General features: G+C 46.6%; 16 protein-coding genes and 1 pseudogene. 15 read left to right on the forward strand and 2 right to left on the reverse strand.

The genetic code is table 11. The annotated features are described in order from the left end of the window. The first annotated feature begins 150 nt into the window (after positions 1-150). Complete coding sequence (locus AC04Q6_RS00670; RefSeq protein ID WP_476389426.1) at positions 151-1,320, forward strand: aminotransferase class I/II-fold pyridoxal phosphate-dependent enzyme; 1,170 nt, start codon at positions 151-153, stop codon at positions 1,318-1,320. Here the strand turns inward: AC04Q6_RS00670 and AC04Q6_RS00675 are convergent. Then, on the reverse strand, positions 1,310-2,587 hold the full coding sequence (locus AC04Q6_RS00675) for a nucleotidyltransferase family protein (RefSeq protein WP_476389427.1): 1,278 nt from the start codon (positions 2,585-2,587) through the stop codon (positions 1,310-1,312). The genes AC04Q6_RS00670 and AC04Q6_RS00675 overlap by 11 nt on opposite strands. Positions 2,588-2,898: 311 nt before the next feature. Between AC04Q6_RS00675 and pta the strand changes: the two genes are divergently transcribed. The 7 genes and pseudogenes from pta (at position 2,899) to AC04Q6_RS00710 (ending at position 9,685) form a co-directional block, all read left to right on the forward strand. Then, complete coding sequence (gene pta / locus AC04Q6_RS00680; RefSeq protein ID WP_021977676.1) at positions 2,899-3,906, forward strand: phosphate acetyltransferase; 1,008 nt, start codon at positions 2,899-2,901, stop codon at positions 3,904-3,906. 88 nt (positions 3,907-3,994) lie between these two features. Continuing rightward, entirely contained in the window at positions 3,995-5,185 is a 1,191-nt protein-coding gene (locus tag AC04Q6_RS00685) for an acetate/propionate family kinase (protein WP_476389428.1), read from the forward strand. Positions 5,186-5,440: 255 nt separating this feature from the next. Then, positions 5,441-5,968 (forward strand): YceD family protein, encoded by a 528-nt coding sequence (locus AC04Q6_RS00690; RefSeq protein WP_092069907.1) that lies wholly within the window; start codon positions 5,441-5,443, stop codon positions 5,966-5,968. Positions 5,969-5,971: 3 nt separating this feature from the next. After that, entirely contained in the window at positions 5,972-6,154 is a 183-nt protein-coding gene (rpmF, locus tag AC04Q6_RS00695) for a 50S ribosomal protein L32 (RefSeq protein ID WP_015525241.1), read from the forward strand. Between the two features lie 95 nt (positions 6,155-6,249). Then, positions 6,250-7,616, forward strand: a pseudogene (locus AC04Q6_RS00700) (MATE family efflux transporter). Positions 7,617-7,785: 169 nt separating this feature from the next. Beyond that, complete coding sequence (locus AC04Q6_RS00705) at positions 7,786-7,962, forward strand: hypothetical protein (RefSeq protein ID WP_476389429.1); 177 nt, start codon at positions 7,786-7,788, stop codon at positions 7,960-7,962. Continuing rightward, the gene (locus AC04Q6_RS00710; protein WP_476389430.1) at positions 7,937-9,685 is read left to right on the forward strand and encodes a GHKL domain-containing protein; all 1,749 of its coding nucleotides are present in this window, start codon (positions 7,937-7,939) and stop codon (positions 9,683-9,685) included. The genes AC04Q6_RS00705 and AC04Q6_RS00710 overlap by 26 nt, the downstream gene beginning before the upstream one ends. Here AC04Q6_RS00710 and AC04Q6_RS00715 read toward each other — a convergent pair. Continuing rightward, a complete protein-coding gene (locus AC04Q6_RS00715) occupies positions 9,624-10,352 on the reverse strand; it encodes a response regulator (protein WP_476389431.1) in 729 nt (242 codons plus the stop codon). The two genes, AC04Q6_RS00710 and AC04Q6_RS00715, sit on opposite strands and share 62 nt — an antisense overlap. A 516-nt stretch (positions 10,353-10,868) precedes the next feature. Between AC04Q6_RS00715 and AC04Q6_RS00720 the strand changes: the two genes are divergently transcribed. The 7 genes from AC04Q6_RS00720 to ilvA all read left to right on the forward strand — a co-directional run bounded on the left by AC04Q6_RS00720 (position 10,869) and on the right by ilvA (position 20,737). Continuing rightward, positions 10,869-12,701, forward strand: coding sequence for an ABC-F family ATP-binding cassette domain-containing protein (locus AC04Q6_RS00720; protein ID WP_148447153.1), 1,833 nt, complete (start codon positions 10,869-10,871; stop codon positions 12,699-12,701). 248 nt (positions 12,702-12,949) lie between these two features. Further along, positions 12,950-13,996 carry a phosphate acyltransferase PlsX gene (gene plsX, locus AC04Q6_RS00725; RefSeq protein ID WP_476389432.1) on the forward strand — a complete coding sequence of 349 codons (1,047 nt, stop codon included), beginning with the start codon at positions 12,950-12,952 and terminating at the stop codon, positions 13,994-13,996. 76 nt (positions 13,997-14,072) lie between these two features. Continuing rightward, a complete protein-coding gene (locus AC04Q6_RS00730) occupies positions 14,073-14,321 on the forward strand; it encodes an acyl carrier protein (RefSeq protein WP_021977668.1) in 249 nt (82 codons plus the stop codon). Then, a complete protein-coding gene (gene rnc / locus AC04Q6_RS00735) occupies positions 14,311-14,991 on the forward strand; it encodes a ribonuclease III (protein ID WP_021977667.1) in 681 nt (226 codons plus the stop codon). The genes AC04Q6_RS00730 and rnc overlap by 11 nt, the downstream gene beginning before the upstream one ends. 14 nt (positions 14,992-15,005) lie before the next feature. Then, positions 15,006-18,566 carry a chromosome segregation protein SMC gene (gene smc, locus AC04Q6_RS00740; protein ID WP_476389433.1) on the forward strand — a complete coding sequence of 1,187 codons (3,561 nt, stop codon included), beginning with the start codon at positions 15,006-15,008 and terminating at the stop codon, positions 18,564-18,566. An 18-nt stretch (positions 18,567-18,584) separates the two neighbouring features. Next, positions 18,585-19,523, forward strand: coding sequence for a signal recognition particle-docking protein FtsY (ftsY, locus tag AC04Q6_RS00745; protein WP_118062468.1), 939 nt, complete (start codon positions 18,585-18,587; stop codon positions 19,521-19,523). Positions 19,524-19,525: 2 nt separating this feature from the next. Then, entirely contained in the window at positions 19,526-20,737 is a 1,212-nt protein-coding gene (ilvA, locus tag AC04Q6_RS00750) for a threonine ammonia-lyase (RefSeq protein ID WP_119248029.1), read from the forward strand. Positions 20,738-20,793 lie beyond the last annotated feature (56 nt).

Genomic DNA, 20,793 nt, shown 5'->3' on the forward strand with positions numbered 1-20,793 from the left:
GTGGTGGTTCTTTTTTTGTGGAAAATTCTTGAGTATATCACGTTACCGTGGTAAAATAAATGAAATCGCTTTGTGATTTTATTTATGAGCAAGTAGCGAAGCGGATTGCGAATATCCGATTAACTTTATTATGGAAGAGGGACGAATGATATGCAGTTTTCAAAAAGACTGGACCGATTTGGGGATGAAATTTTTGCTGCTCTGAACAACCGGCGCATGGAGCTGGAAGCCCAGGGCATGAAGATCTATAACATGAGTGTGGGAACCCCGGATTTTAAAACTCCGGAATACATCAAAAAAGCCGTAGCGGAAGCGGCCATGGATGACAACAACTGGAAGTACAGCCTCCGGGATCTGCCGGAGCTTCTGGAAGCAGTCTGCACTTATTATAAAAAACGTTTTGATGTGGAACTGACACCGGATATGGTAATGACCGTTTATGGAAGCCAGGAAGGAATGGGACATCTCGGCATGGCCCTCTGTGACGAAGGAGATACCGTCCTTCTTCCGGACCCGTGCTATCCGGTATTTGCAGCAGGAAGCCTGATGGCCGGAGCGGTTCCTTACTACTATCCACTGGTTGCGGAACATGACTTTCTCCCCTATGTAAAAGGAATCCCGGAAGAAGTGGCAAAAAAGGCCAAATACATGGTGGTATCCCTTCCGTCCAATCCGGTAGGAAGTATAGCCACACCAGGACTTTACGAAGAAATCGTGGAATTTGCGAAAAAATATGATATTCTCATTATTCATGATAATGCATACAGCGATATTATCTTTGACGGAGCATTTGGAGGAAGCTTCCTTGCAACACTAGGGGCAAAAGAGATCGGAGTGGAGTTCTTCAGCCTTTCCAAATCCTTCAATGTTACCGGTGCAAGACTCAGCTTTCTGGTAGGTCGGCCGGACGTGATCGCAGCACTTCGCAAGCTGAGAAGCCAGATTGATTTCGGCATGTTCCTGCCACTTCAGAAAGCCGCTGTTGCAGCACTTGAGGGACCGCTGGACAGCGTAAAAGAACAGTGTCAGATGTACGAGGAGAGAAGAGATGCCCTCTGCCAGGGACTTCGCGACATTGGCTGGGAACTTCCAAATGGAAAAGGTACCATGTTCGTCTGGGCAAAGATCCCGGGTGGCCGCACGGACAGCATGGCATTTTGTATGGAACTGATGGAAAAAGCCGGCGTCATCGTAACACCGGGAGCAAGCTTCGGTCCTCACGGAGAAGGCTACGTACGTTTCGCTCTGGTACTTCCGCCGGAGAAGATCCGGGAAGCAGTGGAAGCGATTGGGAACAGCGGAATTACCGTTACAAAATGATCCGCGGTGACTTCTGAAATTCATGGATAAACGGCTGGCCTGTTTTCCGGCAGAGAAGCATCTCATAAAGACCGGAAGCTTTGCAGGTTTTTTGGAAAATATCCAATCCGTCTTTATCAAGAACAGAAGAAGCATCGGCAGATTTGGTCAGGAGAGGAATGGAAGCATTTCGTTTGATCTGGCTAAGGAGTGGCGTACTGTTTTTGCAAAAACCAAGTACCCGGGCATAGGGAATATGTCCGGGTGCTTTTTCTTTCAGATCAAGAAAGATCCGGACAAGACCACGGCAGATGGCGGAGCGGGTGACATCTCTGGTTTTCAGAAGATCCGCAAACTGGGAAAAACTTTCATACTGGTTCCGGTATTTTAAGATCCGGCGGATCAATGCATCGGAAAGATCCGGATACTGACGCAGCGTTTCTTCAGTTTCCAAAAGAAGCTTATAGTGCAGAGGAAGATCCAGAGTTGTTTCCGAAAGCCAGCAGCCCTTTTTAAGCGCAGAGGAAAAAACCGGAAATGCCGCAGCCGGAATAAAACGGGAAAAATCCATGGCGTCCTTTTTGGCGGAAAGAAGTTCCCGGATACCGGAAGCAGACGGGAAAAAATCTCCGGAAACATCCGAGAGATCCGCATCGTGATACCCACTTCCTTTTCGGAGAAGCGCATGGGGACGGATGGAGCTGTTCTGGCGCAGCAGGGCTTTGCAGTATTCAATACCAAGAATATTGTTGGGCGAAGAAAGGATAGAATCCATCTGCTCCGGAAAAATAAAATGTCCGTCACCGGAAGACACATCAGAGATGGCAGATTTTGCAACATAACTTGTCAGCGCACGGCTTCTTGCCAGAGGAAAACTCATTCCGTCACGCAGGTTTTTCTGAAGAAAATCTCTGTATACAGGCGGTTCCGCAACAAGAATACGAGCTGTTTCCATAAGGATCTCCGTATCGCCGCATTCGCTTCCAAAACAAAGTTCATCTACGCACCCAAGTCCATCCAGAAGACTTACGCCGCCTGCGGCAAAGCCCTCCGCACTGGCAGTGGAAACCTGGATGGGAAGCTCCAGGACAAGATCGGCACCGCCAAGAAGAGCCATCTCCGCCCGGAGATATTTTTCCATAAGCGCAGGTGCGCCTCTCTGCACAAAATCTCCGCTCATGGCGACGATCACATAATCAGCACCAAGAGTTTCTCTGACATAACGGATCTGATATTCATGCCCCCTGTGAAAAGGATTGTATTCTGCAATAATTCCAACAACTTTCATATAAAAAACCTGCCATTTCTGAAAAGTTAAATTTTACTCAGAGCCTTACCACGAGACAGACTGCATATACCTGCCTGGCACTGCGTTTTTCCGTAATGAAGCTATTCTAACATAAGCACTGCAAAAAGTTAAGTCATACATAATCCACTTCGCAGTCAGCCCGTAAATTGCACCTCAAAAAATACGCCGCACATCCATTTTCTGACAATGAAAAGCTTGAAATACAAAGTGTAAGGAGGTATAATAAACACAGTGTAGTGCCCGAACAGACACTAGCGTTTTTGTTACATCAAGAAAGGAGCCATTTAATCATGGGATTTGTTGAACTGCTTAAAAAAAGAGCAAAAGAAAGCGTAAAAACAATTGTACTGCCAGAGACAGAGGATATGAGAACTCTTGAGGCAACTGACAAGATTCTGAAAGAGGGAGTTGCCAAGATCATCCTTATCGGTAACGAGGAAGAGATCAACAAGAAAGCAGCAGAAGGCGGCTTTGATATTTCCGGCGCACAGATCGTAGATCCGGAGACATCTGACAGAACTCAGGCATACATTGATAAATTCGTAGAGCTGAGAGCCAAGAAAGGAATGACACCTGAGAAAGCAAAAGAGATCCTTCATACTCAGTACCCATACTATGGCGTAATGATGGTTAAAATGGGTGATGCAGACGGTATGGTATCCGGTGCATGCCACTCTACAGCAGATACACTTCGTCCATGCCTTCAGATCCTGAAGACAAAACCGGGAACCAAGCTTGTATCCGCATTCTTCCTGATCGTAGTTCCGGATTGCGAGTATGGTGCAAACGGTGCATTCGTATTTGCGGATTCCGGTCTGAACCAGAACCCGACTCCGGATGAACTTTCCGCAATCGCAGCATCTTCCGCTGAGTCCTTCAAGCTTCTTGTTCAGGAGGAGCCGATGGTAGCTATGCTTTCCCACTCCACCAAGGGAAGTGCAAAACATCCTGACGTAGATAAGATGGTAGAGGCTACCAGAATCGCCAAAGAGGAGCATCCGGAGCTTAAACTTGACGGAGAGTTCCAGCTTGACGCTGCTATCGTTCCAAGCGTAGGCGCATCCAAAGCACCTGGAAGCGAAGTAGCAGGTAAAGCAAATGTCCTTATCTTCCCAGACCTTGATGCAGGTAACATCGGATACAAGCTTGCTCAGCGTCTTGGTAAAGCAGAAGCATACGGACCTGTTACACAGGGTATCGCGAAACCTGTAAATGACCTGTCCCGTGGATGCTCTGCAGATGATATCGTAGGTGTTGTAGCGATCACAGCAGTACAGTGCCAGGCAGAGGATAAATAATCCGGTTATCATCCTTACATATCATGTTAGGGGCAAAACACCTTTTGCCCCTAACCTTATATTATAAAAAATCAGGAGAGTAAATATCATGAACGTATTGGTTATCAACTGTGGAAGTTCTTCATTAAAATATCAGTTAATCAACTCCGATACAGAGGCAGTCCTTGCAAAAGGTCTCTGCGAGAGAATTGGTATCGACGGAAGACTGGTATATCAGAAAGCCGGATGTGACAAAGAGATCACAGAGGCAGCTATGCCAACACATAAAGAGGCAATCCAGATGGTACTGGATGCACTTACCAATGACAAGACAGGCGCAATCGGAAGCCTGAAAGAAGTTAACGCAATCGGACACCGTGTCGTACACGGCGGCGAGAAATTCGCTTCTTCCGCAGTGATCACAGATGAGATGATCAAAGCAGTAGAAGAGTGCAACGACCTTGCACCGCTTCACAACCCGGCAAACCTGATCGGTATCCGTGTATGTGCAGAGCTTATGCCAGGTGTACCGCAGGTAGGTGTATTTGATACCGCTTTCCATCAGACAATGCCTGCAAAAGCATATCTCTACGGACTTCCGCTTGAATTCTACAAGAAATATAAAGTAAGAAGATACGGTTTCCATGGAACATCCCACAGCTTCGTATCCAAGAGAGCTGTTGAGTTCCTCGGCCTTGACAAAGACAACTCCAAAGTTATCGTTTGCCACCTTGGAAACGGATCTTCCATCAGCGCTGTTGTAAACGGAAAATGTGTAGACACCACAATGGGTCTTACACCACTGGAAGGTGTTGTTATGGGAACACGTTCCGGTAACATCGACCCGGCTATCATGGAGTTCATCGCTAAGAAAGAGAACCTTGACATCGAGGGCGTTATGAACGTACTCAACAAGAAATCCGGTCTTCTTGGACTTTCCGGCGGACTTTCCAGTGACTTCCGTGACCTTAACGAGGCAGCTGAGGGTGGAAACGAAGATGCAGCAAACGCAATCGATGTTCTCTGCTACGGCATCGCTAAATTCGTAGGCGGATATGTTGCAGCAATGAACGGTGTTGACGCGATCGTCTTCACAGCAGGTATCGGTGAGAACGCAATCCCGGTACGTGAGAAAGTTGTAAGCTATCTTGGATACCTTGGCGTAACACTTGACAAAGACGCAAACGGACATCGTGGCGAGGAGATCGTAATCTCCACACCAGATTCCAAAGTTAAAGTTGCAGTTATCCCGACAAACGAGGAACTTGCAATCTGCCGTGAGACTGTAGCACTGGTATAATCAGCCGCTTCAGTACTGACACAGATGGTATAAAACCGTTCGGGCATAGCCGGAAATCAGGCAGAATATTACTGCGAACCAGCAGTATACATTCGGGGGCGGACAGGTAACAGTCCACCCCCGAAATTTGCCCCTGAATTTCCGATTAAGCCAACAGTAACAAAAAATTAAAAAAATGTAATATTTTCCCGAAAATAACGTTGACAAATCACAAGACCATATGTATAATGGATTGAGTGTGGATAGGAGAGACTTATGCAGATTCATTTATTAGACATTTCTTCCTGTGATGGCAAGACGATCCAGGAGTCAGTTGTTCCTGAACTGGAGAAGATTGATTTTCAGATGGGAAGTTTTCCGGTACTTGCGAAAGAACCGGTAGAGCTTACAATCACCAATACTGGTGACAAGGTTCTTGAACTTACAGGAACCGGTAAGATTACAGTGGGAATCCCCTGTGACCGCTGTCTCGAGACAGTAGCCGTAGAGATACCGCTGGAATTTAAGAAGAAGCTCGACATGAAGCTTTCTGACGAAGAACGTGTCAATGATCTGGATGAAAGCAGCTATCTCACAGGTATGAACCTGGATGTGGACCGGTTGGTCTATCTTGAGGTATTGATATGCTGGCCTTTGAAGGTCTTATGTAAAGAAGACTGTAAAGGTATCTGCAGCCGCTGCGGGAAGAACCTGAACGAAGGTCCCTGCGGATGCAAGGAGGAGCCTAAGGATCCCCGCATGGCAGCTATCAGTGATATATTCAGTAAATTTAAGGAGGTGTAACCTATGTCCATTTGTCCTAAGAACAAATCTTCCAAAGCTAGACGTGACAAGAGAAGAGCGAACTGGAAAATGAGCGCTATGAACCTTGTTAAATGTAGCAAATGTGGAGCACTTATGATGCCACACAGAGTTTGCAAAGCTTGCGGAAGCTACAATAAGAAGGAAATCATCAAAGTTGAGGACTAATTTTAATTAGACAGTCAATATATGATGCAGAAAAGAGTCTGGTATGCTGAGATAAGTATACCGGCTTTTTTTATACTCTGAGGGGAAATAAAAATATGAAAGAGAACAAAAATCAGAAAAATACCGCCGTGAACCAGATCACAGAGGGCGTGATCTGGAAACAGCTTTTGTTTTTCTTTTTCCGATCCTGTTTGGAACTTTGTTCCAACAGATTTATAATACCGCCGATACGGTTGTGGTAGGCCGTTTTGTGGGAAAAGAAGCGCTGGCTGCAGTCGGTGGTTCATCCAGTATGATTGTGAATCTGATTGTAGGCTTTTTTGTGGGCTTATGTTCCGGTGCGGCTGTGGTAATTTCTCAGTTCTACGGTGCAAAAGACCACAAAAATCTCAAAAAAGCGCTTCACACATCCATGATCTTCTGTCTGGCTGCCAGCATAATTGTGGGGACAGCAGGATTTATCCTGGCAGAGCCGATCCTTCACCTGATGAAAACACCGGCAGAAGTAATTCCGGATTCTGTACTGTACCTGCATATCTATTTTGCGGGAACTTTTTTCAATCTGGTTTACAACATGGTATCCAGTATCTTAAGAGCAGTAGGAGACTCCAAAAGACCCCTTTATGTGCTGATCATCACCTGCCTTTTGAATATTCTTCTGGATGTTGTGTTTGTTGTAATCTTCCATATGGGAGTTCTTGGCGTTGCACTTGCAACAGTCAGCTGTCAGGCAGTCAGTGCCATTCTTGTAACCTGGTTTTTGATGCGGGCAGAAGATATTTACCGTCTGGAATTCCATGAGATCCGTTTTGATCTCCGGTCTCTTGGAGCAGTTTTAAGGATTGGACTTCCAGCAGGACTGGAATCTGTGATGTACAACATTGCCAATCTTACTATTCAGATTTTTGTCAATGAGCTGGGAACGGATACCGTGGCAGCCTGGGGAACCCTGGGAAAAATTGACGCGGTATTCTGGATGGTCTGCAATGCCTTTGCTATCTCAATTACCACCTTTGTGGGACAGAACTATGGTGCCGGAAAATACCACCGCATGCGAAAAAGCGTCCGTGTCTGTATGGCAATGGCATATATTACCGCATTTATTGTAAGTGGTGCAATTGTTCTGTTTGCGGGACCAATTTACCGCCTATTTACCACAGATCAGACAGTGGTGAAAATTGGAGTCCATATGATCCGGTTCCTGATCCCATCGTATGCGCTTTATGTTGTGATCGGAATTCTGTCCGGCGCCCTGCGTGGTGCCGGAAGAGTTCTGATCCCCATGATTCTGACATGCGGAGGCGTCTGCATGATCCGGATTATCTGGCTGTTTGCCTTTGTAAAATCCCATCCCGGAATTAACAGCATTATGCTCAGCTATCCGGTGTCCTGGGTAATTACTGCGGTGCTGTTTGTCATTTACTATTTCCGGCGTTTTCCCGGTATACAAAAAAAGAAATAACCATATAAAAAGGGTGCTGATTCTGCGTGATAGCAGTGATTGGCACCTTTGTTTTTCTCGAAAAATGTCGATTTATTACGAATTGATTTCATTGCCTGAAAAGAGAAAAAGCGGTATTCTGGACGCATATAGATGGATATTTAAAACAGCACAAAAGGGGATGAATCACATGCACAATCTGCGAAAAACAATAAGATATGGGATTTTATCAGTACTTGGAGTGATTGTTATGGGGATCTGCATGAGGTACGCCATAAAAACGGTAATGGCAGCAATCACAGCCCTGACGGTGGGAATCCGAAACCGATCCGGAAAGCGGGGTGGCAGCCATAGAGAAGAAAAATAAGCTGTGGACTCTTATTTTCGGAATTACAGTGATTTTATCCATGACGGCATTTTTTCTGATGTACCGCATGAACAATGAATATACGGCCAGAGGGGAGCAGCCCATTCAGGGAATTCTCTGTCTGGATGAGGAAAAAGCAGCGGGGAAACTGCATTATCTGGTCAGAGAATGGCAGTATTTTCCGGGGAAACTTCTTACTCCAGATATGCTGAAAGAAAACACCGGATATTACAGCCGGTATATTTCCATTGGAGAATACGGAGGAATGGAACTGGGTGACAAAAATACCTCTCCCTATGGCTGCGGAACCTATCGGATGATTTTGATTCTGCCGAAAAAAGAACAGACATGGGCCCTTTCTCTTAAGGAGGTCTTTTCCGCATACCGGATTTATATCAACGGAGAACTGGCAGGAGAAGTGGGAGATCCGGATGAAAAAACTTATAAAGAGCAGATTATGAACCGTGTTTTTACATTTCAGGGATCTGAAATGGCGGAAATTGTCATAGCAGTGGCAGACAAAAACCATGTCAAATCCGGAATTCAGTATATTCCGGTGTTCGGGTCCCCGGTTCAGATCAATATGCAGAGAGGATTGCGGGTACTTGGGAGCGGATTTGCCATGGCATTTTGTATTTGCGTCATGTTTGGAGTGCTTACAGTATATATCCGCACCAGGACATATCTGTCTCTTATGATTGATGTCTGGATTGTGGCAGCTTTTCTTCTGGAAATTTTTGCGGATATTCTTCCCTCAGCAGGAATTTTCTATGAAGCATCCTGGATCAGCGAAGCTGTCAAATGGGTTGCGACGTTTTATATGCTGGTAAATACTTTCGGGGAAACTTACTGCGGATATGGGAAAATTGTTCTGGTGGGAACAACGGTTTACGCCTGTTCCCTTGTAGCAGATCGGATCTGGCCTCTTTACGAACCTATCATCGGAGGCGGGTTTCCGGAGACCGGAGGGATGGTACTGGCCATTGCGTTTGCCTGCGTGCTGTGGAGAGATCTTTCAGAAGCGTACAAAATCCGTCTCACCTATGAGATATACAGCAAACAGACAGAACTGCGTCTGCTTGCTCAGAAAAAACATTATGAAAAACTGAAAGCGCAGATGGATGAAACCAGCCGTGTCCGTCATGATATGCGGCAACATCTCCGGGTGCTGGCTGCCCTTCTGGAACAGAAACAGTATGAGGAAATGCAGACGTATCTTTGCCGATATACAAGGGAGTTTCAGGAGAGGCTTACATATCAGACCTACTGTAAAAATCAGGTAACCGATGCAATTCTTCATTATTATGAGGAGATCTGCCGGGAAAAAAGAATCTCTTTTCAGTGCCAGGTGGAGGCACCGGAGAATACAGGAATCGAAGATACCGACTTCTGCCGGCTTTTTGGAAATCTGCTGGAAAACGCAGTTGAGGCAGCCGAAAGGTGCCCGGATGGCAGCCCGAGATTTATCCGAGTACAGATCCGGGCCAGAAATAATAAACTGCTGATCGAAGAAGAAAATAGTTGTACAGGTTCTCTTCGAAGAGGCAGGGACGGAATTTTCTCCGGAAAACATTCCGGACAGGGAATCGGAACCGAATCCATCTCGGAGGTTGCGGCACGTTATGGTGGTCTTGCAGACTTTCAGGACCATAATGGGATTTTTAAGGCAGAGATTTTCCTTCGCCTGACGAAAAAAGATACTGAAGATAAGCTTTTCGGATAGCGGCAGAACCACGTTTCCGGATCTGGACAGTTTCTCCGTTATCCAGAAGGAATCCGTCGTCGGTGGCTTCCTGGATGCGGTCCATATTTACCATACATCCACGGTAACAGGAGAGAAAATTGTGGCAGTCACGGATCTGCTCCTCAAATTTATGGAATGTAAGGTAAGAACGCAGCGGGCCGGCATCTGTATGCAGGCAGACGGCATTGCGGAATGTATCTGCATATAGAATGCTGTGCAGCGGCACACGCACAGGAACACGGTCAGAAATAATTTCGATATATCGTGCATGAAGAGCCTCTTTCAGACGAAAAGAATCCAGAATCTGACACAGCTTTTCCGACTGAAAAGGTTTCAGAAGATAGTAGGCGGCATTTACGTCGTAGCTTTCCACCGCAAATTCACTGCTGGTAGTCACAAAAACAAGAATGCAGTCATCAGACTGATTTCGGATTCTTCTGGCTGCTTCCATGCCGGTAATGCCATCCATATAGATATCCAGAAACAGGATCTGGAAATTTCCGGGCCGGTAATCGTCAAAGAAAGTCTCCGCACTGGAAAAGTACCGGATTTCCGTGGGAATCTGTCTGTTTTCAAAATAAGAAGTAATAATGCGTTTCAGCTGTTCTGCGTCCGATGCAATGTCATCAATAATAGCAATATTCAAAATCTGTAACCTCCGGAGAAATAAGTGTAAAGGTAGTATAGCATAACTTTTCGGAATGTCCAGAGGCAGTTTACGGTTTTACATAAGTTTTACGGGGGAGATTTTGTAGAGAAATGTCGTAAGATCTCATATTCTCTCAAAATCATTAGTAAATTCTGGAAAAAGAGTGCAAGATATCATGGAAAACGTCATTTCGTCACAGGTTAGTTGTCATTTGCCGGGAAATTTTTTACAATGATGTCATCCAAAAAGAAAGGCGGTAGATATACGGAAAGTAAAAAAGAAAACTGGCGACATGAGAAACTGTCAACAAAAATCCAGACAAAACCCTTAAAAAAACCCTTACAACAACGGCTGTATTTCAGAGCATGAAACGCAGCCGTTTTCCCCGTTCCCAAAATACATGCTTCTTGACGGAAAGCAGGAAATTCGTTATTATTCGTTGTAGAGTGAAAAAGCCAATGCAGATATCTTTATCTGCAGGAACTTACGAAAAAAGAAAATGGAGAAACACACATGAACATTCTTAATATAGAACATATCCACAAGATTTTTGGAGACAAGGTAATTTTTGACGATATTTCCTGCGGCATTGATCAGGGAGAAAAGATCGGAATCATCGGTGTCAACGGAACAGGAAAAACCACCTTGCTCCGGGTCATTGCAGGAGAAGAAGAACCGGATGAAGGCCAGGTGATCACCCAGAACGGAATTCGTATCAGCTGGCTTCCCCAGACTCCGGAATTTCCACAGCATATGACCATTCTGGACTATGTGGCAGAGGGCAAATGGCAGAAAGACTGGAGTACGGAGAGCGAGGCACGCCGTATGCTGAACACGCTTGGAATTACAGACCAGAACAGCAATATGGATAATCTTTCCGGCGGTGAAAAAAAGAGAGTGGCACTGGCCAGAATGCTTTTAAATCCGGCAGACATCCTGATCCTGGATGAGCCTACCAACCACCTGGACGGGGAGATGGTTACCTGGCTGGAAGACTTTCTTCGGAATTTTCGTGGAACTGTGATCATGGTTACCCATGACCGATACTTCCTGGACCGTGTGGCCAACCGTATCCTGGAGATCAGCCACGGAAAATTATATTCCTACGCAGGAGATTACTCCAGGTTTCTGGAATTGAAAGCCCAGAGAGAAGAGATGGAGCTTGCCAGCGACCGTAAACGCCGCAGTGTCCTTCGGATGGAACTGGAATGGGCGGCGAGAGGCTGCCGGGCCAGAAGTACCAAGCAGAGGGCAAGGCTTGACCGTCTGGAAGCACTGAAAGCAGGAAAAACTCCGGTAAAAGATCAGAATGTAGAGATGGACTCCGTGGAAACCCGTATGGGCAAAAAGACCGTAGAGTTCCATCACGTGAGTAAATCCATAGAAGGCCGCCTTCTGATCAATGATTTTGATTATATTGTTCTAAGAGATCAGCGCCTTGGAATCATCGGCCCCAACGGCTGTGGAAAATCCACCCTCCTTAAGATGGTAGAAGGACTGGTTGCTCCGGATTCCGGAGAAATTCAGATCGGCGAAACCATCCGCATCGGATATCTCGCCCAGAACGTTCCGGATATGGATGGAAGACAGCGAGTGATCGATTATATTCGCGAAGTGGCAGAATATGTTCCGACGAAAGAAGGAAGAATCACCGCTTCCCAGATGCTGGAGAGATTTCTTTTTGACCCGGCCATGCAGTACACACCTGTAGAAAAACTTTCCGGAGGAGAGAAGAGAAGACTGTACCTTCTGAAAGTCCTGATGGAGGCACCGAACGTCCTGCTCCTGGATGAGCCAGGAAATGATCTGGATATCCCTACTATGACTATCCTGGAAGATTATCTGGATTCTTTTTCCGGTATTGTGATTACCGTATCTCATGACCGTTATTTCCTTGACAATGTGGTAAACCGCATTATGGCATTTGAGGGGGATGGACAGCTGGTACAGTATGAAGGGGGATACACCGATTATCTGGAAGCGAAAGCCAGAAAAGGCCAGACACTGGAAACACGTTCGGATATGGCAGGCAGCAGCCAGGACGAGATGCCGGAACCGGAAAAAAAGAAATCCTCAGCAGATACCTGGAAACAGAACCGGAAACAGAAGCTGAAATTTACCTATAAAGAACAGAAAGAATTTGAAACCATCGATGATGACATTGCGGCACTGGAGGAACGTCTGGAACAGATCGACAAAGAAATGGCAGTCAATGCCACCAACGCCGGAAAACTCCGGGAACTTTCCGAAGAACAGCAGGAAACCCAGCAGAAGCTGGATGAAAAAATGGATCGTTGGGTGTATTTAAACGACCTTGCGGAACAGATCGAGGCGCAGAAAGAATAAGATATATCAGCAGAGAGCTTATAGCATTTCGGGGAATACCGCTATAAGCTCTCTGTTTTCAACTGTTTTATTTTCAGGGTTTGCGCGAAACGTATTGACTTCCCGGGCAGAATTTTAGTATCATAAGTAACGGTACATTTGTTTTGGTACTCTGCAGTGAAAATCCTTGTACCGCTGGGTCTGAGGATTTTCACTACAGTGTACCATATGCATTCCGAAAAGGTTTTCGGACAGAGAAAGGACAACATATGTCAGAAATGGTAAAAGTCGTTGTAGACGCAATGGGCGGTGACAATGCCCCGGTAGAGCCGGTGAAGGCAGCCGTAGAAGCCGTAAAAGAGAAACATAACATTCAGGTTATCCTCACAGGACAGGAAGATGTGATAAAGGCAGAACTTCAGAAATACCAGGATTACCCGAAAGACAGAATCCGTGTGGTACACGCTTCCCAGGTGATTGAGACCGCAGAGCCTCCGGTAATGGCAATCCAGAAAAAGAAAGATTCCTCCATTGTAGTAGGCTTAAATCTTGTAAAAAAACAGGAAGCAGACGCGTTCGTTTCCTCCGGAAGCACCGGAGCGGTTCTGGTAGGCGGACAGGTGATTGTAGGCAGGATCAAAGGCATCCAGAGACCGCCTCTTGCTCCGCTGATCCCGACAGCCAAAGGAGTTTCCCTTCTGATCGACTGCGGAGCCAACGTAGATGCCAGACCGAACCATCTGGTACAGTTTGCACAGATGGGTTCCATCTATATGGAGAACGTGGTTGGTGTTAAGAAACCAAGAGTAGCCATCGTAAATAACGGTGCGGAGGAAGAAAAAGGAAATGCCCTGGTTAAAGCCACATTCCCTCTTTTAAAAGCATGCAAAGATATCAATTTCATCGGAAGCATTGAGGCAAGGGACATCCCGGCAGGATACGCAGATGTAGTTGTCTGCGAAGCATTTGTGGGAAATGTGATCCTCAAGCTTTATGAAGGCGTGGGAGCTACCATGGTATCCATGATCAAAAAAGGCATGATGACAAGCCTCCGAAGTAAAGTAGGAGCCCTGATGGTGAAACCGGCCCTCAAGGAAACCCTGAAAGCTTTTGACGCCAGTGAATATGGCGGAGCCCCGCTTCTTGGACTGAAAGGTCTGGTAGTAAAGAGTCACGGAAGCGCGAAGAGTGTGGAGATCCGCCATGCTATCTTCCAGTGCGAGCAGTTTAAGGAAGAAAAGATCAACGAAAAGATCGAAGAATTTATTGCAGCTGAACAGAAAGCACAGGCAGAAGCAAAAACCGAAGAAAAATAAAAAACAGAAATCAAAATACGGGGTACAGACAGATAAGTCCCGAAAGTATTACAGACAGAACAGGAGGCGAGCAGTCTTGGAACTGGAAATACTGAAAACAATCATCGAGAAAACTCTGGGAAAGACCATGGGTACCATTACCGAGAAAACTACGTTTGTAGATGATCTGGGAATTGATTCTCTGGATTTCTTTCAGATCCTCATTGATCTGGAAGAAACTTATGATATCCATATTGATCAGCAGGAAGCAGAAGAGATCGTTACCATAGGAGATGCAGTGGAGACTCTTCGCCGCGCAACGAAGGGAAAAAGAAATGGAAAATAATTTAAAAAAACTGGAACAGACCATCGGATATCAGTTTACCGCAAAATCTTTGCTGGAACAGGCAATGACGCACAGTTCCTACGCCAATGAGAAACATCTTGGAAAACTTGGCTGCAACGAGCGCCTGGAATTTCTGGGGGATGCAGTGCTGGAACTGATCAGCAGTGACTTTCTGTACAAAAAATTCCGCAATAACCAGGAGGGAGAACTTACCAAAAAGCGCGCCAGCATGGTGTGCGAAAAGAGCCTTGCCTACTGTGCAAGAGAATTCGGCCTTCCGGAGTTCATTCTTCTTGGAAGAGGCGAAGAGATGATGGGCGGCCGGAAACGTGACTCCATCGTATCCGATGCTCTGGAATCCCTCATTGGAGCCATGTATCTGGACGGCGGTTTTGAACCGGCCCAGACATTTGTGCTGAAATTTATCCTCAATGACCTGGAAGATAAGAGGATTTTTTATGACAGCAAGACCGTACTGCAGGAGATGGTGCAGGAAGGTGGAAACCATCCGGTGGAATACCGTCTTCTGAAAGAAGAAGGACCGGATCACAGCAAGAGCTTTACCGTAGAAGCCCTGATCAACGGAGAGAGTATGGGAACCGGAACCGGCCATACCAAGAAAGCGGCAGAGCAGGCCGCAGCCCTTGAGGCGATCCGCAGGATCAAATAAACAGCAGGTGTCCAATGTATCTGAAAAATATAGAGGTGCAGGGATTCAAATCTTTTGCACAGAAAATCAATTTTGAATTTCATAACGGGATCACCGGTATTGTAGGGCCTAACGGCAGTGGAAAAAGCAACGTCGGCGATGCAGTCCGCTGGGTTCTGGGCGAGCAGAGTGCCAAGCAGCTGCGAGGCGGAAACATGCAGGACGTTATTTTTTCCGGAACAGAACTCAGGAAGCCCTTAAGCTTTGCATCCGTAGCCATTACTCTGGATAACAGCGACCATAAGCTTCCGGTGGATTTTGAGGAAGTGACCGTAACCAGAAGACTGTACCGCTCCGGGGAAAGTGAGTACCGCATCAACGGAAGCTCCTGCCGTCTGAAAGACATCAACGAGATGTTTTATGATACCGGTATCGGAAAAGAAGGCTATTCCATCATCGGCCAGGGCCAGATTGACAAGATCTTAAGTGGTAAACCGGAAGACCGCCGTGAGCTTTTTGATGAGGCAGCAGGAATCGTCAAGTTCAAAAGACGAAAGAACACTACCTTGAAAAAACTGGAAGAAGAACAGCAGAACCTGGTCCGTGTCACTGATATTTTAAGCGAGCTGACCAAACAGCTGGAACCTCTGGAACGCCAGTCTGAAACCGCGAAGATCTATCTGGCAAAAAGAGAAAGCTTAAAAGAACTGGATGTAAACATGTTCCTTCTGGAATATGAACACACCGGCAAGCTGATCAGAGAGCTGGAAGAAAAGACCAGAATCGCGGAAAATCAGTTACAGGAGGCAAAAGACGCCCACAGCCGCACCAAAGACGAGTATGAACGCCTGGAAAAATCTCTGGAAGAGCTGAACCAGCGTATGGATGCTCTCAGGGAGGAAAGCCGGGACCGTGCCATCCGCAAGCAGCAGCTTTCCGGTGAGATCAATGTCCTTCATGAACAGATCCTTGCAGGTGAGCAGAATGACAGCCATTATCGCAGCCGTCTTTTGGCCATTCAGGAAGATACGGAGAAAAAATCCGCAGACAGAGAGGAACTGGAAGAGCAGAGGGCAGATCTGCAGGCAAAGCTTCGCGAAGTCAGCAGAGAGCTTTCCGATGAACAGGAAAAACTGGATAACATCCAGAGCAACATCGAAGAATGTACCCAGGCAGTAGAAGATGGAAAAAACGAGATTATCGAAATCCTCAACTCCCGTGCCAACACCAAAGGTAAAGCGCAGCGTTTTGATGCCATGATGGAGCAGCTGGATATCCGGAAGGCCGGAATCAGCCAGAGAATGCTTTCTCTGAAAACTCAGGAAGAAGAGCAGCAGTCGGCCATCACTCAGGCAAAAAAAGAGTACGATACAATCACCGAATCCATTCAGGCCATCAGGGAAGAAGGAAGTAACCTCACAAAAGAGATCAAAGCCATCCAGGAAACCCTGAAACAGCAGAATACAGAGCTGGAAGAAAGCCAGAGAGCCTACCACAGAGAGGCTTCCCGTCTGGAATCCTTAAGGAATATTACGGAACGCTACGATGGCTACGGAAACAGCATCCGCCGCGTCATGGAGCAGAAAGACCATGTACCGGGCATCCGTGGCGTTGTGGCAGATATCATCCATGTGGAGAAAAACTACGAGATCGCCATTGAGACGGCACTTGGCGGAAGCATCCAGAATATTGTCACAGACAATGAACAGACTGCCAAGGAGATGATCGAATTCCTGAAGAAAAACCGGTACGGACGTGCTACGTTTCTTCCCTTAAACAGCATTTCCCAGAGAGGCGAGTTCACTCAGCGGGGAGCTTTAAACGAACCGGGAGCCATCGGTCTTGCAAGTGGTCTGGTAAGTGCAGACAAAGAGTACACAGGACTGATCGGCTATCTTCTTGGAAAGGTACTGGTTGTGGACAATATTGATCACGCCATTGCCATTGCCAGGAAATACCGCCACAGTATCCGGATGGTAACTCTGGAGGGTGAGTCCTTAAGCCCGGGTGGTTCCATGACAGGTGGAGCTTTTAAGAACAACAGCAATCTTCTCGGCCGCCGCCGTGAGATCGAAGAACTGGAAAAAAAAGTGAAAGAACTGGCGGCCAGGTACAACGAAATCCGTCAGTCCATGGAGGATAACCGCAGTAAACGAAACGAAATGCGGGATACCGTAAATTCCCTGCAGCAGAAATTCCAGGAACAGTCCATCGGGCAGAATACAGCCAGGATGAACATCGAGCAGCTGGAGAAAAAAGCAGAAGAAATCCGGGGCGGTTATGCAAGGATCGAGCGGGAACAGGAAGAAATTCGCCGTCAGACAAGAGAAATGCAGGCAGATAACGCTCAGATCACACAGGAACTGGAAACTTCCAAAAAGGACGAGGAAGAGCTGGAAACCTTCATCGAAACCCGCCAGAAAGAACTGGAAGACTGGAAAAAAGATGAGGCACAAACCCTGGAAACTCTGGAAAAGATCCGTCTGGACGCATCCGCATCCCAGCAGAAAGAAAGCTTCATAAAAGAAAACCTGAAACGACTGAAAGAAGAGATCGATGTTCTTTTAAAAGAAAAAGAAGAAATCCTGGATTCCCTGGAAAAAGGCAGCCAGGAAACAGCACAGAAAAGAAAAACCATCGAGAATGTCCGTGTAGAGATCGAGAGCTTTGCCGCAAAAGAAGAAGCATCCGAAAAACAGCTTGAAAAGCTGCAGCAGGAAAAAGAAGAAAGTACAAAGAGTCATAAAGAGTTCTTTGAAAAACGGGATGAGCTGTCCAATCAGATCAGTCTTCTGGATAAAGAATGTTTCCGTCTGAAAACCCAGGCGGAAAAGATCGAGGAAAACCGGGAAGCCCGTATTTCCTATATGTGGGAAGAATACGAGATTACCCCGAATAATGCGCTGCAGTACCGAAAAGAAGAACTTGGTGATCGCCATGTGATGAAACAGCAGATCCACAAATTAAAGGATGAGATCCGGGCCCTTGGTTCTGTCAATGTCAATGCCATTGAGGATTACAAGGAACTTCTGGAACGCCATACCTTCTTAAGCGGCCAGTACAACGATCTTCTGGAAGCGGAAAAAACGCTGGAACAGATCATTCAGGAGCTGGATGAGGGAATGCGGAAACAGTTCACCGAAAAATTCGGAGAGATCCAGAAAGAATTTGACAAGGCATTTAAGGAGCTGTTCGGCGGAGGCCGGGGAACTCTGGAGCTTGCGGAAGATGAGGATATTCTGGAGGCCGGAATCAAAATTATTTCCCAGCCGCCCGGAAAAAAACTTCAGAACATGATGCAGCTTTCCGGTGGAGAGAAGGCACTGACAGCCATTGCCCTTCTTTTTGCCATCCAGAACCTGAAACCATCACCGTTCTGTCTTCTGGATGAGATCGAGGCAGCCCTGGATGACTCAAACGTAGGCCGTTTTGCAGGATATTTACAGAAGTTGACGAAGAACACACAATTTATTATAATAACACATAGACGTGGTACCATGAATGCTGCAGACCGCCTTTATGGAATTACCATGCAGGAAAAAGGGGTATCAACGCTGGTATCGGTAGACCTGGTCGAGAACCAGCTTACTCAGTGATAAAGGGGATGAATCAGTATGGCAGAAGAAAAAAAAGGATTTTTTAAACGTCTGGTAAGCGGCCTTACCAAAACGCGAGATAATATCGTTGCCGGTTTTGACTCCATTTTCAGCGGTTTTTCCAGTATTGATGATGATTTTTACGAAGAGCTGGAAGAGATCCTGATCATGGGAGACATCGGCATTAACGCAACCACCTCCATTCTGGAGCACCTGAAGGAACAGGTGGCTGAACAGCATATCAAAGAGCCGTCCCAGTGCAAGCAGCTTCTGATCGACAGTATCAAGAAGCAGATGCAGGTGGAGAGCACAGAATATGAATTCGAGAACCGGAAATCCGTGATCCTGGTGATCGGTGTCAACGGAGTCGGTAAGACTACCTCCGTTGGTAAACTTGCCGGTAAACTGAAGGATCAGGGAAAGAAAGTAATCCTTGGTGCGGCAGATACGTTCCGTGCGGCAGCAGGAGAACAGCTGACACAGTGGGCTAACCGTGCAGGTGTTGAGATCATCGGCGGACAGGACGGTGCAGACCCGGCATCGGTTGTCTATGATGCGGTGGCAGCAGCCAAGGCCAGAAATGCGGATGTTCTGATCTGCGACACAGCAGGAAGACTTCACAATAAGAAGAACCTTATGGAGGAGCTTCGCAAAATTTACCGTATTCTGGAACGTGAGTACCCGGAAGCATATCTGGAAACTCTGGTAGTCCTTGACGGAACCACCGGCCAGAACGCGCTTTCTCAGGCAAGACAGTTTGCCGAGGTAGCCAACGTTACCGGAATTATCCTTACCAAACTTGATGGTACAGCCAAGGGTGGAATTGCCGTAGCGATCCAGTCCGAGCTTGATATACCAGTAAAATACATCGGAGTAGGCGAGAGCATCGATGACTTGCAGAAATTCGACGCAGACGCATTTGTAAACGCCCTCTTTGACGTAGAAGAAAGGAGCTAATTATGCTTACATTAGAAAGCTTTGAAGAAGCGGCAGCAAAAGTAAAAGAAGTGACACAGGAAACAAAGCTGATATACAGCAGTTATTTCTCTGATATGACAGGAAACAAGGTTTACCTGAAACCGGAGAACATGCAGCGTACCGGTGCATATAAAGTACGTGGCGCATATTATAAGATCAGCACACTTTCTGACGAAGAGAGAAACAAAGGTCTGATTACAGCATCTGCAGGAAACCATGCACAGGGCGTTGCCTATGCTGCACATAAATACGGAGTAAAAGCCGTCATTGTCATGCCCACCACCACACCACTGATCAAGGTGGAGCGTACCAAGAGCTATGGAGCGGAAGTCATCCTTCACGGAGATGTTTACGATGAGGCATGTGCCCATGCGCTTCAGCTTGCAGAGGAGAACGGATATACCTTTATCCATCCTTTTGACGACCCGGCAGTAGCTACCGGACAGGGAACCATCGCCATGGAGATTGTACAGGAACTCCCGCTGGTAGATTATATCCTGGTACCTATTGGAGGAGGCGGACTTGCAACAGGTGTTTCCACACTTGCCAAGCTTCTGAACCCTCATATTAAAGTCATCGGCGTGGAGCCGGCAGGAGCAGCCTGCATGAAAGCTTCCCTGGAAAAAGGTGAGGTTGTAACTCTTCCTCACGTAAATACCATTGCAGATGGTACTGCAGTGCAGACTCCGGGAAAAAATATCTTCCCGTATATCCAGGAGAACCTGGACGATATCATCACCATTGATGATGATGAACTGATCGTAGCTTTCCTGGATATGGTAGAAAATCACAAGATGATCGTAGAGAACTCCGGTCTTCTTACCGTAGCAGCTCTCCGTCATCTGGACGTTAAGAACAAAAAGATCGTATCCATCTTAAGTGGCGGAAACATGGATGTGATCACCATGTCTTCCGTTGTACAGCACGGCCTGATCCAGCGTGACCGTATCTTCACCGTATCCGTCCTCATCCCGGACAAGCCAGGCGAACTGGTACGTGTTGCAAGCGTCATCGCCGAGAACCAGGGAAATGTCATCAAACTGGATCACAACCAGTTTGTAAGCACCAACAGAAATGCAGCTGTAGAGCTTCGGATCACCATGGAGGCATTTGGCACCGACCATAAGAATCAGATCGTAGCAGCACTGGAGAAAGCCGGATGTAAGCCTAGGGTTGTTAGAGCGATACTGTAAGAAAGATAGAACGAATATAAAAGCGAATATGGAAAACGTCTCAGAGTCATAATGAA

Source organism: Blautia sp. HA9023, from assembly GCF_056504095.1.